This is a genomic window from Aggregatilinea sp., from assembly GCF_036822615.1.
GTDB lineage: Bacteria > Chloroflexota > Anaerolineae > Aggregatilineales > Aggregatilineaceae > Aggregatilinea.
Genome location: NZ_DAISHJ010000104.1, coordinates 1 through 16,670 on the forward strand (window position 1 = coordinate 1; position 16,670 = coordinate 16,670).

Annotated in this window: 16 protein-coding genes and 1 other RNA gene; 5 read left to right on the top strand and 12 right to left on the bottom strand. The window is 64.7% G+C overall.

Going from position 1 to position 16,670, the window contains the following annotated elements:
• A partial coding sequence (glyS, locus tag V7116_RS20295) for a glycine--tRNA ligase subunit beta (protein WP_324393799.1) occupies nt 1-2,402 on the bottom strand: 2,402 nt, incomplete at its 3' end.
• 353 nt (nt 2,403-2,755) lie between these two features.
• Here glyS and V7116_RS20300 point away from each other — a divergent pair.
• A complete protein-coding gene (locus tag V7116_RS20300; protein WP_324393800.1) occupies nt 2,756-3,919 on the top strand; it encodes a peptidase MA family metallohydrolase in 1,164 nt (387 codons plus the stop codon).
• Here the strand turns inward: V7116_RS20300 and V7116_RS20305 are convergent.
• The 8 genes from V7116_RS20305 to V7116_RS20340 all read right to left on the bottom strand — a co-directional run bounded on the left by V7116_RS20305 (nt 3,853) and on the right by V7116_RS20340 (nt 11,359).
• A complete protein-coding gene (locus V7116_RS20305; RefSeq protein WP_324393801.1) occupies nt 3,853-4,875 on the bottom strand; it encodes a pyridoxal-phosphate dependent enzyme in 1,023 nt (340 codons plus the stop codon). The two genes, V7116_RS20300 and V7116_RS20305, sit on opposite strands and share 67 nt — an antisense overlap.
• Nucleotides 4,876-4,887: 12 nt before the next feature.
• Nucleotides 4,888-5,466 (bottom strand): GNAT family N-acetyltransferase, encoded by a 579-nt coding sequence (locus V7116_RS20310; protein ID WP_324393802.1) that lies wholly within the window; start codon nt 5,464-5,466, stop codon nt 4,888-4,890.
• 28 nt (nt 5,467-5,494) lie between these two features.
• Nucleotides 5,495-6,325 (bottom strand): alpha/beta fold hydrolase, encoded by an 831-nt coding sequence (locus V7116_RS20315; protein WP_324393803.1) that lies wholly within the window; start codon nt 6,323-6,325, stop codon nt 5,495-5,497.
• 54 nt (nt 6,326-6,379) lie between these two features.
• Nucleotides 6,380-7,624 carry an alpha/beta hydrolase family protein gene (locus V7116_RS20320; RefSeq protein ID WP_324393804.1) on the bottom strand — a complete coding sequence of 415 codons (1,245 nt, stop codon included), beginning with the start codon at nt 7,622-7,624 and terminating at the stop codon, nt 6,380-6,382.
• Nucleotides 7,625-7,651: 27 nt separating this feature from the next.
• Nucleotides 7,652-8,416, bottom strand: coding sequence for a DNA repair protein RecO (gene recO / locus V7116_RS20325; RefSeq protein ID WP_324393805.1), 765 nt, complete (start codon nt 8,414-8,416; stop codon nt 7,652-7,654).
• A gap of 2 nt (nt 8,417-8,418) precedes the next feature.
• Entirely contained in the window at nt 8,419-8,859 is a 441-nt protein-coding gene (locus V7116_RS20330; protein ID WP_324393806.1) for a cytidine deaminase, read from the bottom strand.
• Between the two features lie 449 nt (nt 8,860-9,308).
• Nucleotides 9,309-9,974 (bottom strand): nitroreductase family protein, encoded by a 666-nt coding sequence (locus tag V7116_RS20335; RefSeq protein ID WP_324393807.1) that lies wholly within the window; start codon nt 9,972-9,974, stop codon nt 9,309-9,311.
• 41 nt (nt 9,975-10,015) lie between these two features.
• Complete coding sequence (locus tag V7116_RS20340) at nt 10,016-11,359, bottom strand: hemolysin family protein (RefSeq protein ID WP_324393808.1); 1,344 nt, start codon at nt 11,357-11,359, stop codon at nt 10,016-10,018.
• Between the two features lie 490 nt (nt 11,360-11,849).
• On the opposite strand from V7116_RS20340, the gene V7116_RS20345 reads away from it, so the two are divergent.
• The gene (locus tag V7116_RS20345) at nt 11,850-12,674 is read left to right on the top strand and encodes a hypothetical protein (protein WP_324393809.1); all 825 of its coding nucleotides are present in this window, start codon (nt 11,850-11,852) and stop codon (nt 12,672-12,674) included.
• Nucleotides 12,675-12,735: 61 nt separating this feature from the next.
• On the opposite strand, the gene rsmA is transcribed toward V7116_RS20345, so the two are convergent.
• The 3 genes from rsmA to ffs all read right to left on the bottom strand — a co-directional run bounded on the left by rsmA (nt 12,736) and on the right by ffs (nt 14,844).
• Nucleotides 12,736-13,554 (bottom strand): 16S rRNA (adenine(1518)-N(6)/adenine(1519)-N(6))-dimethyltransferase RsmA, encoded by an 819-nt coding sequence (gene rsmA, locus V7116_RS20350; protein ID WP_324393810.1) that lies wholly within the window; start codon nt 13,552-13,554, stop codon nt 12,736-12,738.
• A gap of 56 nt (nt 13,555-13,610) precedes the next feature.
• Complete coding sequence (locus V7116_RS20355) at nt 13,611-14,690, bottom strand: ubiquitin-like domain-containing protein (RefSeq protein ID WP_324393811.1); 1,080 nt, start codon at nt 14,688-14,690, stop codon at nt 13,611-13,613.
• 55 nt (nt 14,691-14,745) lie between these two features.
• Nucleotides 14,746-14,844: signal recognition particle sRNA small type (gene ffs, locus V7116_RS20360), an RNA gene on the bottom strand.
• A 194-nt stretch (nt 14,845-15,038) separates the two neighbouring features.
• Here ffs and V7116_RS20365 point away from each other — a divergent pair.
• The 3 genes from V7116_RS20365 to V7116_RS20375 all read left to right on the top strand — a co-directional run.
• Nucleotides 15,039-15,833, top strand: coding sequence for a MinD/ParA family ATP-binding protein (locus V7116_RS20365; RefSeq protein ID WP_324393812.1), 795 nt, complete (start codon nt 15,039-15,041; stop codon nt 15,831-15,833).
• 167 nt (nt 15,834-16,000) lie between these two features.
• Nucleotides 16,001-16,363, top strand: a complete 363-nt coding sequence (locus V7116_RS20370; RefSeq protein ID WP_324393813.1) for a hypothetical protein — start codon at nt 16,001-16,003, stop codon at nt 16,361-16,363.
• A gap of 73 nt (nt 16,364-16,436) precedes the next feature.
• Nucleotides 16,437-16,670: class I SAM-dependent methyltransferase (locus V7116_RS20375; protein WP_324393814.1), on the top strand; the 234-nt coding region annotated here is incomplete at its 3' end.

A 16,670-nucleotide genomic window follows, 5' to 3' on the forward strand; every position in this document is an offset into this window, starting at 1 on the left:
CCCAGCGCCGCGCGCCGCAGCGCGAACGGGTCCGCGCTGGCCGTAGGCGCGAGTCCGGCGGCGAACAGCCCGACGAGGCTGTCCAGCCGGTCGGTGAGCGCCAGCACGATGCCCGGCTTGCTCTGCGGCAGGATATCGCCCGCGCCGCGCGGCAGCCAGTGCTCGTAGATCGCCGCGGCGACTTCTTCCGGCTCGCCGCCTTGCAGTGCGTAGTAACGGCCCATCACGCCCTGCAGCGAGGTCATTTCGACCACCATCTGCGTGGCGAGGTCGGCCTTAGCAAGCTGCGCCGCGCGGTAGGCTGCGGCCATGTCTTCGGTGCTCAGGCCGAGCAGGTCGCCGATGTCGTTGACCAGCTCGGTGACGCGCGTGTTTTTATCCAGCATCGAGCCGAGCTTTTCCTGGAACGTGAGCGTGCCCAGGCGCGGCAGGAAGTCCGCGAGCGGCTTCTGGATGTCGGTGTTGTAGAAGTACACCGCGTCCGCGAAGCGCGCGCGGATGACGTGCTCGTTGCCGTCGATCACCTTGTCCAGGTGCTCGTCGTCGCCGTTGCGGATGGCGATGAAGTACGGCATGAGCTGGCCCTGCGCGTCCTGCACCGGGAAGTAGCGCTGGTGCTTGCGCATCACGTCGATCAGCACTTCGCGCGGCAGCGTCAGGTATTTTTCCTCGAACTCGCCGCGCAGCCCGGTCGGGCGCTCGACGAGGTTGGTCACTTCGTCCAGCAGCGCGGGATCGTCGGGGATCGTGCCGCCGACTTCTTCCGCCAGCGTGCGCGCCTGCGCCTGAATTTCGGCCTTACGCGCCGCCGGGTCGAGCACCACGCCCTGCGCTTCCATCGCTTCGAAGTACGCCGAGACGCTCTTTACCGGCAGATCGGGCGAGTCGTAGGGGCGGAGACCGCGCGTCACCGCGCCGCTGGGCACGTGCGCGTAGCTGAAGGGCAGCACCTGCTCGCCCAACAACGCGACGATCCAGCGCAGCGGGCGCGAGAAGCCGATTCCGCTCGAATTCCAGCGCATCGACTTGCCGAACTTGATCGACGCGATCAATCCGGGCAGCGCCTCGGTGAGCACTTCCGGCGCGGGACGGCCTTCCTCACGCACCAGCGCGACGACGTATTCGCCGCCGTCGATCTCGCGCTTTTCCAGGTCGGAAATCGCCACGCCCTTGCTGCGCGCGAAGCCCTCGGCGGCTTTGGTCGGCTCGCCCAGCGCGTCGAAGGCGCGGCTGGCGGGCGGTCCCTTGACCAAACTTTCCTGATCGCGCTGGCGCGGCGCGACCCCTTTCGCGTGGATCACGAGGCGGCGCGGCGTGCCAAACACGTCGACGTGTTCGTACTCCAGGCGCAGATCGTCCAGCAGCGCGGGGGCCAGCTTGTTGAGTTGTTCCAGCGCGTCGGTCAGGTCGTGCGCGGGCAGTTCTTCCGTCCCGATTTCCAGCAGCAGGTCGGCGGGGCCGGTCTGGTCGAACGAGATCGAGCGCAGCCGCAGGCTGTTCTCGGCGGTCGTATCTTCGGGGAACTTGCCCATCCAGGGGTATTCGAGCTGCTGGCGCTGGTCGGCATACGCGGCGGCGATGTTGCGCGTCATGTCGCGCATGCGCCGGAAGTAGTACGCGCGCTCCGTCACGCCGATCGCGCCGCGCGTGTCCAGCACGTTAAACAGGTGACTGCACTTCAGCACGTAGTCGTACGCGGGCACGATCAGCCCGGCGGCCAACGCGCGCTCGTGCTCGCGCTGGTAAATGTCGTAGGTCTGGCGCAGGCCCTCCACGTCGGCCACTTCGAAGTAATACTTGCAGTGCTCGATCTCGCTCTGCAAGCGGATGTCGCCGTAAGTAATATGGTCGTTCCAGTCGATGCCCCACACCGCGTTTTTGCCCTGCAGGGCCAGCACGATGCGTTCCAGGCCGTAGGTGATCTCGACGCTCACGGGGTCGAGCGTCAGGCCGCCCGCCTGCTGGAAATAGGTGAATTGGGTGATCTCCTGGCCGTCGAGCCAGACTTCCCAGCCCAGACCCCACGCGCCGAGCGCGGGCGATTCCCAGTTGTCTTCGACAAAGCGGATGTCGTGCTCGCGCGGGTCGATGCCCAGCGCTTCCAGGCTCGCCAGATAGAGTTCCTGCGGATTGCCGGGATCGGGCTTCAGAATCACCTGATACTGGTAATGAAGCTGCATGCGGTTCGGGTTTTCGCCGTAACGCCCGTCGTCGGGGCGCACGGACGGCTCGATGTAGCCGACGCGCCACGGTTCCGGCCCCAGCACGGCCAGAAGCGTGGCCGGGTTACCGGTCCCGGCGCCGACCTGCACGTTGTACGGCTGCCACATCACGCAGCCCTGGTCCGCCCAGAACTGGTGCAGCGTCATGATCACGTCTTGGAAAGAGAGCGGTTTGGGCATGGGTATTGACCTCGGATGGTTCGTGTGGTGCTGCGTTGGACAGAACGCGGGGCATTATAACACAGGCGCGAGCGGTTAGCCGTTAGCGATTAGCGCTTGGCCGGGAGCAAAACACGTCCCTCCGGTTCCGCTCCGGTGCAGAGCAGACCTTGCTTCGCCCGGCCTCCCCCCAATGGCTCGTGTGATCGTGCTTGTCTCCCCTCTCCAACTTGATTGGATAGGGGCTGGGGGTGAGGTGAACCGCGTCCCGACTACTAAAAAACTAGGAAAAAAGGCCCACTGCGGGAACGAATCAACGCCAAAAACCGTATAACCTTCATAGACCGCGCAAAACAAAAAACGAGGCCCCATTCATGGAACACTCGCGCTCCCGTTTTATCTCGATCTGGATCATGATCACGCTGCTGATGATGGCGCTGCTGGCGATGGCGCTGTTTTCATTCACGCAGACCGAAGCGGCAGGCAGCGACGCCGACGCCGTTGAAGCCGTGGTCGAGCAGATGCAGGCCGCGGTGCTGGCCGGGGATCGGGAGGCGTACACCGCGCTCGTGGATTGGTCCGATCCCGTTTTCACGCTGGAGCACACCCGCTGGATCGATGACTGGGCGGAAGATCACCCCGTGGACGAGTTCGCGCTCAACGCGGACCGGCTCGTCGTGATCGACGACACGGCCACCGCCGAGCTGATGATGCGCTGGTCGGTCGAGGACGATCCGCAGGCGCATCAGGCGCAGTTTCCGGTGACCTTCACGCACGGGGAAGACGGCCCGTGGCGCTACGCGGGCGAGCAGTGGACCGCCACCGAAGGCGAAGACTTTTTGGTGCTGGCCGTGCCCGGCCTGGAAGACGCCGCCGCGCTGACCGCCGAGTCGTTCCCGGCGATCTGGGATTACGCCACGGACGCGCTGGACTTCACGCCCGACGGCACGACCGAAATCAAGCTCTACGGCGACGGATGGTCGCTCGTGGCGACGGTCGAACTCAGCCTGCCGCTGATCGCCGGGTGGAACGAGCCGGGCGAAGCGCTCAAGCTGGTGGGCGACACGGCCACGCTCACGCCGGAGCGCATCGACTATGTGCTGGCGCACGAGCTCACGCACAAGATCAGCTTCGAGATGGCCGGGCAGGCGCACGGCGCGATGCCGTGGTGGCTTGAGGAAGGACTCGCGGAGCAGGTCGCCGCCGGGTACACCAACAACCCCGACGACAGCCACCTGAAATTCGTGCGCGATCTCGTCGCGCAGGGCACGCTGGTCCCCTGGGACGAGATCGCGAACTGGGAAACCACGCCCGTGATCCTGTGGGCCTTTGTCTACCCGCAGGGCGAGGCGTTTGTGGACTACGTAACCGAGACTTTCGGCGCAGACGCGCGCAACGAATGGGTCATGAGTATGGCCCAGGGCACGTCGCTCGACGACGCGACCGAAACGGTGCTCGGCATGCCGTTCGATCAGCTCGACGGCAGCTTCACGGTTTGGGTGACGGAATTGGCCCCCGCGCCGCTCACGAGTTCGTGACGGTCGCGCCGAAGGCCGTTCCCGTTGCGCAGAAGCTGCGCGTAAGAAACCAACTGCGGGTGGGTAACGCCCGCGCCGCCGCACACGATCACCAGCACATTTTTCGCCCCACGCAGTAACGCCGCATTGTCGTAGAGCAGCGAAAGCGCCGCGCCGCAGGCCGGTTCGACCACCACGCGCAGATCATCCGCAAACTGCAAACAGGCATCCACTGCGCTGGCGTCGCTGACCACCACCGGCGTGATCAGGTGCCGCCCCGCCCATTCGAGCGCCTTCGGCGTGACGGTCTTCGCGCCGAGCGTGCTGGCGATCGACGTGATCGCAGGCAGCGTTTCCAGCGTGCCGGACGCGATCGACGCCGCGAACGAGGCCGCGCCGCGCGTCTCCACCGCGATGACGGGCACATCTTCCCAGCCGTTGCGGTGCATGCCCTCCAGCGTGCCGCACAGCAGCCCGCCGCCGCCCACCGCCACGATCACTACGTCCGGCCTGGAGCACTGGTCCGCCGCCTCATCGATCATGGTGGCGTGCCCGTCCCAGATAGCCTGGTTGTCGAACGGGTGGATGTACGCCGCGCCGCGCTCCTCGACCAGCTTCCGCGCCAGGGCGTCCGCGTCGTCCCAGGCCGCGCCGTGCACGATCACCTCCGCACCTTCGCTCTCGATGCGCTGGCGGGCGGTCGTTCCGGTTGATTCGGGCACGACGACCGTCACCGGCACGCCCAGCACGCGCCCGGCGTACGCGGCAGAATAGCCCGCGTTCCCGCCCGACGACGACACGAGCGCCGTCTGCCCGGCCTCGACGGCCCGCTGGCACAGTGTCCCGATCCCGCGCGCCTTGAACGAGCCGGTCGGCTGGTAGCATTCCATTTTCAGGAAGATGCGCCGGTTGAGCCGGGTGTTGATGCCCGGATTCTCATAAACAGGCGTGCGAATATACAGCGGCGGCTTGGTCATCCCACTGCTCCCTTACGGTTTCAACTTATTTTCTTCTAGCAAAACGGTCAAGGTATACGGCGCGGCAGCCGCCTGATACTCGCTGCGGCTGAGCACGTAACACGCCAGCTCGGTCCCATAATAGGCTGCCATTCCCGTATAGGTCATGCCAACCTTTTCCATCACCCGGCGCGATGCGGTATTTTCCGGCACGGCCAGCGCCATGATCCGCTCAAGCCCGATGCGCTCGAAGCCGAAGCGCAGGCTGGCCCGCGCCGCCTCCGTGACGAGTCCCCGGCCCCAATAGGGCTTGGCGATGGCGTACGCCAGCTCGACATCCGGCACGTCCGGCAAACGCTGAATGCCGCAGTGCCCGATCAGTGTGTGATCCTCGCGCAGCGTGACGGCCCACAGCCCGAAGCCGTGCGAAGCCCAATGCGCCCGCACCCGCTCGTGCATCATCAAGACGCGCTCCATCGGCAGCGGCTTTCCGCCGGGCAGGTAGCGCATCACGTCCGGATCGCTGAACACGGCCTGATAGTACGGTTCCGCGTCGTCCGGCAAAAACGGGCGCAGGGTCAGGCGGGCGGTGTCAATTTGAACCAGCGGCATGGATCGTCCCTCCGTAAAGCCGGGCAAATTACCCGTCCAAGGCATTCAGAAACGACGTCACGATCTGCCGAAACACTGCCGAATGGTCCAGATTGGGCAAATGCGCCGCATCGTCGATGACGACCTTCCGGGCGGACGGAATATGTTTGACCATGTAGTCGGCGGCGGCCAGCGAATACGGCTCGTCGTGCGTGCCCACGATGACCAGCACCGAGACGGTCAGCTCGCCCAGGCGCTCCCAAGCGGGCGTGTCCATGTTGGGCCGCTGCTCGCCCAGCTCTTTCGCCTCGTGGCTGAGCGCGATGCGATTCATGTCGTAGGCCAGTTGGCGCATGGCCGGATCGACCTGATCGGGCGTGCGGTCCCTGCCGTCAAACCAGATCTGCACCTCAAGCTCGGCGGTCCGGTCCAGGTCGCCCGCCTCATATGCCACTTCGGCCTCGTCAAACAGGGGCGACATCGGCACGTCGAGGTCCAGCCCGCCCGGCCCCGAATCGACCATGATCAGCGCCTTCGTGCGGGCCGGATACGTCAGGGCGAAGTCCATCGCCAGCCCGCCGCCCATCGAGCAGCCCATCAGCACGGCGGGTTCGTCCACGCCGAGCGTATCGAGCAGCGCGACCAGATCCGACAGGTGGCGGTACTCCCCTTCTACCGGCTCGCTGAGTCCAAAGCCGCGCTGGTCGTAGCGCACGACGCGGCAGCGCCGGGCGAAATGCGCGAACTCATTGTTCCACTGGCGGCGATCGGCCACGCCCGCATGGATCATCACGAACGGCTGGCCCTCGCCCGCGACTTCGTAATAGATCCGCGCGCCGTTGATCGGGGCAAATCCGGTCTGGATATCAGGTGCGGCCATACCTGCCTCCTTGCCTCACTATTCAGAACGAGTGGCGTCGAGCGGTCGAACAGCTTAACCGGCCTCGCCGGTGAGGTACACGACCCCCGTGAAATCGACCGCGTCCGGCTGGAGCGCTGCCGCGGCGTCCGCGTCGTCGTAAAACGTCGCCAGCAGAAAAGCCGCCGCCATGTGGTCGATCAGGTCGTGCGCGCGGTCCATATCCCACACCGCGTCGGAGCAGGAGTCAAAATACGACCGCTCCATCATCGGGGTGCAGGCATTGGCAAACAGCAGGTGTTCGGCGTTCTCGAACACCACGAGATGTTTTTCGGCGCTGGAGACATCGGTGAAGGCCGTATAGGCGTCGCGGGGCGGATAGGTCGTGCTGTCCGCCGAGCCGACCATAATCATGGATGGGATCGTCACTTTTGCCAAGCCCGCCGCGCCGAGGATCGGCGCGTTCCACGGCGCGAGCGCAACCACCGCTTTGATGCGCGGATCGGTCGTGGGCGGCCAGAGGCCGTCCGGCGTCCCGTCGAGGCCGCGCAGCGACGCGATCTCCGCGTCCCGGCCCTGCAAGAAGCACACCAGCTCCTTCACGGCGACGCGCTGGCGGGGCCGCATGGCGTCCGGTTCGGGGCTGCTCGGCGCAACGGTGGAATAGGTGGGATCGGCGCACCAGTTTTGCAGCGCGCCGAAGTCCATCTGCGCGCCCGCCGCGGCCAGGGCGGTATGCCCGCCAAACGAATGCCCCATCACCGCGACGTTCTGCGCATCGACCACGCCCGGCAGCGGGCTTTCCGCGCCTGCCATGTAGTCGATCTCGGCCAGCACGTCGAACGGGCGGTACGCGTAATTTTCCACGATGCCAGACACTTCGTCGTGCCCCAGCAGCGAATCAGCCAGCGTATTGCCGGGGTGCTCCGCCGAGATCACCACGAAGCCGTACGAGGCGAGATGCTCCATCAGGTACACGCTTTGCAGACGGAAACCGCCGCTGCCGTGCGAAAACACGATCAGCGGGTAGGGGCCGTTGGCCGCGTCGGGCGCCGCGTCGCGCAGGGCTTTGCCGTCCAGCAGCAGCAGGCCGTACCGGTATTCGACTTGTTGGTCTTCGTTAGCGGGATTAAGTGCAGGATACCAGATCGTCGCTTGAAGCTCGCGGCCCGGCTGCGGCACGGTGACTTCCTGCGTGCCGACCGGATACGGGCCGCGCTCGCCATAACGGGGGGCGTCGGGGCGCTGAGCGTCTGCACCGGGCGCGAAGGGGAGCAAGCCAACCAGCAGCACAACGATCACGAACACACGGCGCAGCATGTCGCCCTCCTATGGGCCGTTAGCGCATCAAAGCTCCTCGCGTCGCAGCCGTCGCAGAAAATCCACGCTCTGCAAGCGCTGTTCCAAAATCGTGGTGATGTAACCGAGCAGGTGCTGCTCCAGCTCGCGGTGCAGCTCAGGGCCAAGCCGCAGCACCTTGATCGCGTCCCAGGGCTGCTTTTGCATGTAGCGCAGCGTCTTGAGCGCGTTGAGCGTGATCGGCACGGCCCGGTTGCCCCCGTAATGGTCGGGGCAGATCACGCCGCCGTCCATCGCACTAAAGTACTGATCTTGCGCAGTCAGATCTTCCTGGCCCACGGCGCAGTGATGCAGCGCGGGCGCGAAGCCCGCCATCCCCAGCAGGGCCAGCTCGTAATAACGCGCGACGAGGCGCGGATCGATGTCCTCGCACAGCCAGCCCAGCGCGTTATTCAGCAGATCGAACTCGGCGCGGCTGGCGTCCTGTTCGGCGGTGAAGCGGTCCAGAAGCTCGACGAAGTGGCTGGCATAGGTTGTGCGGACGAGGTCTTCGCGCAGCGCCAGGAACGGCTCTTTCATCTCCGCCTGCGCGACGATGTGCAGCTCGCGCCCGCGTGAAATGAGCATGTCCACCCGCGCGTACAGTTCGACGTGGCCGGTCTTGCGCGCGGCGGCTTTACGCGCGCCTTTGGCGATCGCGCGCAGCTTGCCGTGACGGGGCGTGAGCAGGGTCAGCAGGCGGTCGGCTTCTCCGAAGTCCTGCCGCCGCAAGACGATCGCCTCCGTGCGGAAGACACGCTCGCGGGTCGCCACCCCTATTCCGCAGCCTCCACGCCCTCGGCCAGCTCTGCGGGGCCAAATCCGTGCGGCAGCAGATCCTTGATCGGGCCTTCGTAGCTCACCTTGCCCTGCGGATCGGCGGCAATCACCCACATGTCCGGGCCGAATTCGTATAGGAACTGGCGGCAGATGCCGCACGGCGTCGCGGCGTTGCTGGTCACAACGGCCACCGCGTCGAAACGGCGCTCGCCCTCGCTGACGGCTTTCACGCCCGCCGTACGCTCGCCGCAGACGGTCGCGCCGTAGGAGGCGCTCTCGACATTGCAGCCGGTGAAGATCGCGCCGGACCCGGTCAAAATCGCTGCGCCAACGGTGAATTTTGAATACGGCGCGTAGGCGTTCTCGCGCGCCTCGGCAGCGGCGTCGACCAACGCGCGGCGCTGCTCATCGGTCAGGGGGGAAAAGCTGGAAGTCATAGCGATCCGCTCTCAATTAGACGGTCGATTCGTGCAGTTGAGGAATGGATAATTATACCCCAAAAGGGCCGTTTTCGCCGTCGATTGAGCGGCGCTGCCGGGTAAAATCGCCTTAAACAAATAGGGATTCACATGGCAGCGTTTTGGGCATGTGTTGGTGCGGTTTAACGAATGAATCCGGTTTTCGTAGAAACCTCACCCCCGGCCCTTCTCCAACCCAGGCTAGCAAGGGAGGCAGACAACGCACGATGGGGTTCTGTAGGGGCGGGTTAGAAACCCACAGGCATTAAGCTAACGGGGCAAACGGGACCGTTTCCCTGACGACAAATCAAAGCGCCAATCCGGTCATCGTAGGGGTAGAGCTTGCTCTACCCGTTTTTCTCTCAACGGGCGATACAAGCATCGCCCCTACGAAAAGCGTGACGGTCTGTTTTTCCCTTAAACACGCTTTAGATAAACGTCGCGATCTGGTCCAGCGGCTTCCGCTGAATATCGGGCACGGCGGCGTCCTCGGCGGGATAGCCCGTCACCAGCAGCAGGAACGGACGCTCGTTATCGGGCCGGTGCAGGATCGTGTTGAGGAACTCCATCGGGCTGGGCGTATGCGTCAGCGTCGCCAGCCCGGCGTGATGCAGCGCCGCGATCAGCAGCCCGGTGGCGATGCCCACCGATTCGTGCGCGTAATAGTGCTTCTGCTGGCCGCCATCCGGCAGCAGGCCGTAACGCTGCACGAAGATGGCGATCAGATACGGCGCGGTTTCCAGAAACGGCTTGTGCTCGTCCGTGCCGATGGCCGCCAGCGCGTCGAGCCACTCCGGCGTCGCGCGGCGCGTGTAAAATTCGTGTTCCTCGGCTTCCGCCGCCTCGCGGATCTGGCGTTTGATCGCCGCGTCCTGCACGACGACGAACGACCACGGCTGCAAGTTCGCGCCGCTGGGAGCCGTGCCCGCCGTGCGCACACAGTGCTCGATGATATCGCGCGGGACGGCCCGGTCCGAGAACATGCGCACCGTGCGGCGGCGGGCCATCTCCGCGTAAAAATCCGCCGCGCGCTGCTGCATTTCCTCGACGGGATACTGCGCCGCCGCAAGTGGGATCTGGCGAGGCTCGGTCATAGTAACCTCAGTAAATTCTGACGCCGCAAGGCGCCTGCTCTTCAATCAGGGGAGGCGGCGGGTTCTTCCCGGACGTCTTCCATTTCTTCTTCGGAGGGGATGCGCTGCACGCGGATCTTACGGATGCGCCGATCGTCCACCGTCAGCACTTCCATGCGCAGATCCTCTTCCGCTTCGATCTGTTCCCCGATGACGGGCACTTTACCGAGACGGCTGAAGATATAGCCGCCCAGCGTATCGCTTTCGTCGGTAGGCAGTTCCACGTCCAGCAGGCGGTTGAGGTCGTCCAGGTCGATCCCGGCGTCGAAGATATATTCGTCGTCGCTGATCTTTTGCCAGACTTCTTCCTCGTTCACGTCGTACTCGTCACGGATCTCGCCCACGATCTCTTCGATCAGGTCTTCGAGCGTGACCAGCCCCGCCGTGCCGCCGTATTCGTCCACGACCACCGCCAGATGAATCTTGCGCTGCTGAAGCTCGGTGAGCAGATCCCCGGCCTTTTTCGTCTCCGGCACGAAATATGCCGGGCGCAGAATATCGCGCAGCGGACGGTCGTAATCCTGGTTCTGCCACATCACCAGCAGGTCTTTGGCGTAGAGCAGGCCGCGAATGTGGTCGATGTTGTCTTCATAGACCGGGATGCGCGAATGCCCCGCCTCGACGATGGTGGTGAGCGCTTTCGGCAGCGGCGTCGAAAGGTCCATCGCGACGAGGTCGATACGCGGGACCATCACCTCGCGCACCAGCGTATCCCCGAACTGGAAGATGGAGTAGATCATCTCTTTCTCGTCGAATTCAATCGCGCCGCCTTCGGACCCGGCATCGACCATCATCTTGATCTCTTCTTCGGTCACGAGTGACGCGCTCGACAGGCCGGTCAGCGGCGCGGCAAGTTGGTTGCTGAGCCACTGCGCGGCGCGGGTCAGCGGCGCGAAGATGGCCAGCAGCGCGCTGATCAGGCCCGCCGACCAGATCGCCAGGGAATCGGCGTGTCCCAGCGCGATATTGACCGGGATCATCTCCCCGAACACCAGCGTCACCATCGCCACGACCAGCAGCACGCCGCCATAGGCCAGCGCGTCGGCCAGCGTCGGGCTGAGATCGTCGCTCACCAGGCCGTCGCGCAGGGGCGGAATCAACACCGCCACCGCCACCAGCGCGATCGCAAAGTGAATCAGCAAACTGACCACCTGCTGCGACGCCAATACGCGCGTGGCATCGTTCGCCAGAGCCAGCGCGCGGCCCGCACGCCGGTCGCCTTCTTCGGCCAGATCCTTCAGCCGGGCCTTGTGTGCGTTGATCAGGGAGGCGTACGCGACCTTAAACACGGCGTGAAGCGCCACGAACCCGACCAGTACCAGAAGTCCGGTTAAGCTACTGTCCACAGGTTAATCCTTTGGATAGGTAAACATCGCGCGCACGCGGATCATCGACGGTAGGCGCGTTGAAACCGCCGTGGGTACACAAATCTGTACCACCGCAGTGAAGGGGTGTTGGAATACGAACTATGAATGGGGAACGTTCAGGAGGGTCTTCAGACACGCTTAGCATCATACACTACATAAACCGTGAGCGCGGCATAAGGTCGTGCCGCCGCTTGGGGGCATTGTACCATACTTACTTTGGGCGTCAAAGAATTTGAAGGTTAAGCGTTGGATTAAACTGTCGTGCCGTGCGGCTTTACGGAGAATCTGTGGCAGACATGCAGATCTCTTAACGGCGTCGCGCTTATTTTACCTTGAGCTTTTTATTATACTTGCTTAAGCGAGTGTAGGGAAATAGCCCAATTTACTCGCTGTTCAGCCGCCATTCATCGGCTATAATGTGGGATATCGAGGCGGCTTTTTTGGATAATGAGGGATTTTCACTCCTCCCATGCACCGGCAGCGCTGGCGTTTGTTGTGGATCTGGGTGGGAGTGTTGGTAGCAGGCTGCGGCCCGGTCTGGGGTACAAGTAACCCACCGGCCCCGACCCGCAATCCTACACTCCCGCTGTTTGGCTATACGCTGCCGTTACTCCTCACGCCTACCCCCTGGTCGGTCCACACGACCACGCCCCTCGTGCCGGTAGACATCGCCACGCCTACCGCCTCCCCCTACGCCTTCTACCTGCGCGCCGGGCCGCCGTCGTGCTACGAGACGCCGCTGGGCAGCCTGATCTGCCTGGGACAGGTTTACAACACGCTCGAAGCGCCGCTGGAAAACGTCATGGTCAGCGTCACGCTGCTCTCGCATGACGGCCTCCCCCTCGCGGACCAATCCGCGCTGCTGTCCCGCAGTCTGCTGCCTGCCGGGTCGCTCGGCCCCTACCGCGTCATCTTCGACAGCGTGCCCGCCGGATACGACAGCGCCACCGCCGCCATCGACGCTGCCGAAGTCGCCATCGATGCCGAATACCGCTATGCGGACCTGGAACTGAAGCAGGTCGCGGTCGTGTTCAACGAACAGCAGTTTAAGGTAACCGTCTCCGTCTCGAACCACAGCGGCCAGCCCGTCGAAAAACTCACCCTCACCGTGACCCTGCTCGATCGCAGCGGGCATGTCACCGGCTTCCGGCAGGTCACCCTGGCGGATAACTACGTACTGGAGCCGAACCAGCCCATGTCACTGACGATCAGCGTGATCCCGCAGGGCGCGAACACGGTCTCGTTCGACGCCTTCGCCGAGGGTCATCTCGTCGCTACGCCGTCATCCAATTGAAGAACCAGATTCAGGGCTGATATTGAGGTCGTGATCGTAGAGAACAGGGCAAGATTGCGACTCACCCCGCGTTGAAGGCCCGCGTGAGCGCGGCCCATTCCTCCAGCGTGAGTGTTTCGGCGCGGCGGCTGGGATCGATGCCCGACCCGAGCAGCAGCTCGTCGGCGCGGGCTTTGTTCACGCTCAGGCCGCTGCTGATCGCGTTGCGAAGCTGCTTGCGCTTCTGGCTGAATCCCGCCCGGACCACGCGGAAAAACGCCTGCTCGCTCGGCACCTCCACGATCGGCGTGGGATACACGTCGATGCGCACCACCGCCGATTCGACGTCGGGCCGGGGCCAGAACGCCGCCGGATTGAGCTTCGTGACGATTTGCGGCTGGCCGTAAAACTGCACGCTGACCGCCAGCAGGCTCAGGTCGCCGGGCGCGGCAGCGAGCCGTTCCGCCACTTCGCGCTGCACGGTGAGCACCATGCGCGCCGGGCGCGGACCCTGTTCGAGCAGGCGGCGCAAAATCGCGCTGGTAATGTAGTAGGGCAGGTTCGCCACGACGGTATACGGCGCATCGCCAACCAGATCGCGCAGATTGATCTCCAGAATATCCCCGTGCAGCACCTCGACGTGCGGCTGCCCGGCGAACTCCTGCTGAAGCAGCGGCACGAGCCGGTCGTCCAGCTCCACCGCGATCACGCGGCCCGCTTCCTGGGCCAGATAGCGCGTGAGGTTCCCCGTGCCGGGCCCCACTTCGAGCACGGTCGTATCGGGCGTCAGCTCCGCCACCGCGACGATCTTTTCCAGCGTGTTGGGATCGTGCAGGAAGTTCTGTCCCAGGCTTTTTTTCGGGAAAATGGCGTGCCGTTCGAGGCGTTCTCTATCGTTCATGATCCGTCTTCGGGTTAAATGGGTGAAAGGACTGTCGTGCCGGGCGGGTGGACGCGTTACTGCGCCGGACCGGTTCCAACCGCGATTAGGGCCGGGATAGGCGGCTGTACGATCTGCCGGGACTGGACCTCGCGGCTGACCGCCTCGCCGTTCTCGTAGCTCACCCGCGCCGTGACGGAAACCACCCCGTCGCGCCCGTCGAGCACCGTGCGCTGCTCGCCCGCCGGAAGCCACGGGACCGGCAAATAGAGCGCGGCGGTGGGCAGGGCTTCGTCTTCGGTAACGAGCGCGGTGGTGACCCGCACGAGTTGGATCGTCATGCCCGGTTCCGGCTGCGTGTCCAGCGGCGGGATCGTGTAATCGCTGCCACCCGGCGCAACGCCGATCAGGGCCAGCGCGTCGCCGATCGTCGTGCCCACGACGCGCGTCGCGTAGCGCCGCCCGTCGGCATCCAGCGTCACCGGGAATGAGCGCTCGATCTCCACGATCATGCCGTCCGAGACTGCCGCATCCAGCGCGGGGATCACGCGGTCGCCCACGTACAGGTCCAGGTTCAGCGGGGCCAGCGCCTCCGCGACCGTCTGCGCGGTGGTGTCCAGCGTTTGCGTCTGGCCGTTATCGCGCACGGTGATTTCGTACCCGCGCGCCACGGCGAGCGCCTGCGGCGGTGTGTCCCACGTCCCCGCCGCCAGATCCGGCGCCGGAACCCCCGTGCCATCGACGCTGATCACGTCATGCGGGCCGAGCGCGACGCCCTGCTCCGCGAGGATATCCGCCGGGGCCGTCAGCATGGTGCGGATCGTTTGCGCCTCGCCGTCTACCGTCACGGTGACGGGGTGCGCCTTCAGCACGCGCACGGTCATGCCGTCCGCGAGCGGTTCGGGCAGGCCCGGCTCGACCTGATCGCCCGGCTCCACCAGCACATTTTCCGCGTCGAGCACTTCCTGCACCGTCGCGGCCCGCGTGTACACCTGCCACGTCTGCCCGCCGACGTCGATCGTCACGGCGTCGTGCGTCAGGCGGTAGGCCAGGGCCGTCCCGCCGATCGCCAGCACCACCAGCAGCACCAGCGCACCGACCCACACACGGCGGTCGTGCCGCCGGAACAACCGCGAAGGCCGCGTATCATCGGTCATGCGCGTGGCTCCCCGGCGCGGGCCAAACAAAAACGGCGAATTGCGAGCACGTTGCTCGAACCAGGCACTCCTGCGGCACCCAGGGGGAAATCCTTAGTGCTGCTGCCTTCCGGCCCTGACACGGTTCGGATGCCCTGCCGCGCAGGACCCAGTCCGAGCAACCTACCAGCAATCCACCGTTCGTGGATCATGCTTTCCGCTGTCTCTATCTGGTCTGACGTGCGGAGATCATACCGATTCCAGGCTCAAAAGTCAACGGCGAGTCGGCTCAGGCCGGACGTGCGGAAATCCGCGCAGTTGCCCTATAATAGCGCGCGTGAACCGCACCCGAACGGAAAGGCTGTCACTATGGGCGACATCATTGCTGTGCATTCGTTTCGCGGCGGGACCGGCAAATCGAATCTGGCCGCGAACATGGCGACGGCTGCCGCCATGCAGGGCTACCGTGTGGGCATCGTCGATACGGACATCCAGTCGCCCGGCGCGCACGTGCTGTTTGGCTTCGACGAAACGATGCTCGACAAGGCGCTCAACGATTATCTATGGGGCAAAGCGCCCATCGAAGACACCGCCTATCCGATCCACGAAACGGTCGCGGACCAGCCGGGGCGCGCCTTCCTGAAGCCGCTGCGCATGTGGCTGATCCCGTCCAGCATCCGCACCGGGGAGATCGCGCGCGTGCTGCGCGAAGGCTACGACGTCGGCCTGCTGAACGAAGGCTTCCACACGCTGCTGGATAAACTGCGCCTCGACTACCTGTTGATCGACACCCACCCCGGCCTCAACGAAGAGACTCTGCTCTCCATCGCCGTCTCGAACGCGGTCGCGATCATCCTGCGCCCCGACCAGCAGGACTTCCAGGGCACGGCGGTCACGGTCGATGTGGCGCGCAAGCTGGACGTGCCGCGCATGCACATGATCGTCAACAAGGTGCTCGCGCGTTACGACTTCGGCAAGATCAAAGCCCAGGTCGAAGCGGCCTACGATGTGCCGGTGGCGGGCGTGCTGCCCCTATCGGAAGACGTCGCCGCCAACGCCAGCAGCAACGTGTTTTGCGCGCTCTATCCCGATCACCCCTGGTCCGATATGCTGCGCCAGATCACGGATCGTGTGCTGCACCCCGACGCCCAACCTGTCCCGTGAACCGGGCATTTCCCGCCCCAACAGGATGAATTTTCTAACCATGCGACCTGAATCAGCCCCTACCCACGACTAAAGTACTACCAGCGATCACGTTGCGTGGCGCAGCCTGAGTAAGCGAACCGTGAACGCCCAGTACCGTACGCGCGGCACATGAGTCAGGAGACGGCATGTCAGGCCTGTACGACCGGCTGACTGATCGCCGGGGCGGGGACCCCGATCCGGGCGGAATCAGCATGATGGATATCGCGTCGCTGCCCACCGCCCAGCGTCAGGTGATGCTGGCGGTGCTGCGGGACGCCAACGCCGCCGCGACCGGCATCACGTCGCAGGCATTGGCCGAAACGCTCGGCTGGACGGATGCCCTCGCCGCGATCCTGGCCGATCTCGTCGCGCACGGATGGCTGCTCGCGTTGGGCGACGCATCCGCCAGACGCTACAAGGTCAATTTCGCCCCCCGGCGGCGGCGGCGGTCGGGCTTTGGCATGTGGTCTTCACTCGGCAGCTCTCGGTCCGACGACGGTCAGGCGTGAGTCCGCGCCCCATTTGAACGTCCCTCCAACCCATCCGGCCCGGCACTGCACACAGAGGTGGAGACGCGACGCAATGAACGACGATCACCCTTCACACGAGGAAGTATGGGCCAGCGGAGCCGCCTACGAGCCGTATGTCGGGCGGTGGAGCCGTCTGGTTGCGCTCAGGTTTCTGGCGTGGCTGGCCGTGCCGCCGGGCAAAAAGTGGCTGGATGTCGGGTGCGGCACGGGCGCGCTCACCCAGGCGATCTTGCAGCACGCGGACCCCGATCAGGTCAGGGGGATCGACCGCTCGGCAGAGTACATG

Excerpts from the sequence above, each read along its gene's own strand:
- V7116_RS20300 (WP_324393800.1), top strand. The coding sequence starts at position 2,756 with ATGGAACACTCGCGCTCCCGTTTTATCTCGATCTGGATCATGATCACG.
- V7116_RS20305 (WP_324393801.1), bottom strand. The coding sequence starts at position 4,875 with ATGACCAAGCCGCCGCTGTATATTCGCACGCCTGTTTATGAGAATCCG.
- V7116_RS20310 (WP_324393802.1), bottom strand. The coding sequence starts at position 5,466 with ATGCCGCTGGTTCAAATTGACACCGCCCGCCTGACCCTGCGCCCGTTT.
- V7116_RS20315 (WP_324393803.1), bottom strand. The coding sequence starts at position 6,325 with ATGGCCGCACCTGATATCCAGACCGGATTTGCCCCGATCAACGGCGCG.
- V7116_RS20320 (WP_324393804.1), bottom strand. The coding sequence starts at position 7,624 with ATGCTGCGCCGTGTGTTCGTGATCGTTGTGCTGCTGGTTGGCTTGCTC.
- V7116_RS20330 (WP_324393806.1), bottom strand. The coding sequence starts at position 8,859 with ATGACTTCCAGCTTTTCCCCCCTGACCGATGAGCAGCGCCGCGCGTTG.
- V7116_RS20335 (WP_324393807.1), bottom strand. The coding sequence starts at position 9,974 with ATGACCGAGCCTCGCCAGATCCCACTTGCGGCGGCGCAGTATCCCGTC.
- V7116_RS20345 (WP_324393809.1), top strand. The coding sequence starts at position 11,850 with ATGCACCGGCAGCGCTGGCGTTTGTTGTGGATCTGGGTGGGAGTGTTG.
- rsmA (WP_324393810.1), bottom strand. The coding sequence starts at position 13,554 with ATGAACGATAGAGAACGCCTCGAACGGCACGCCATTTTCCCGAAAAAA.
- V7116_RS20355 (WP_324393811.1), bottom strand. The coding sequence starts at position 14,690 with ATGACCGATGATACGCGGCCTTCGCGGTTGTTCCGGCGGCACGACCGC.
- V7116_RS20365 (WP_324393812.1), top strand. The coding sequence starts at position 15,039 with ATGGGCGACATCATTGCTGTGCATTCGTTTCGCGGCGGGACCGGCAAA.
- V7116_RS20370 (WP_324393813.1), top strand. The coding sequence starts at position 16,001 with ATGTCAGGCCTGTACGACCGGCTGACTGATCGCCGGGGCGGGGACCCC.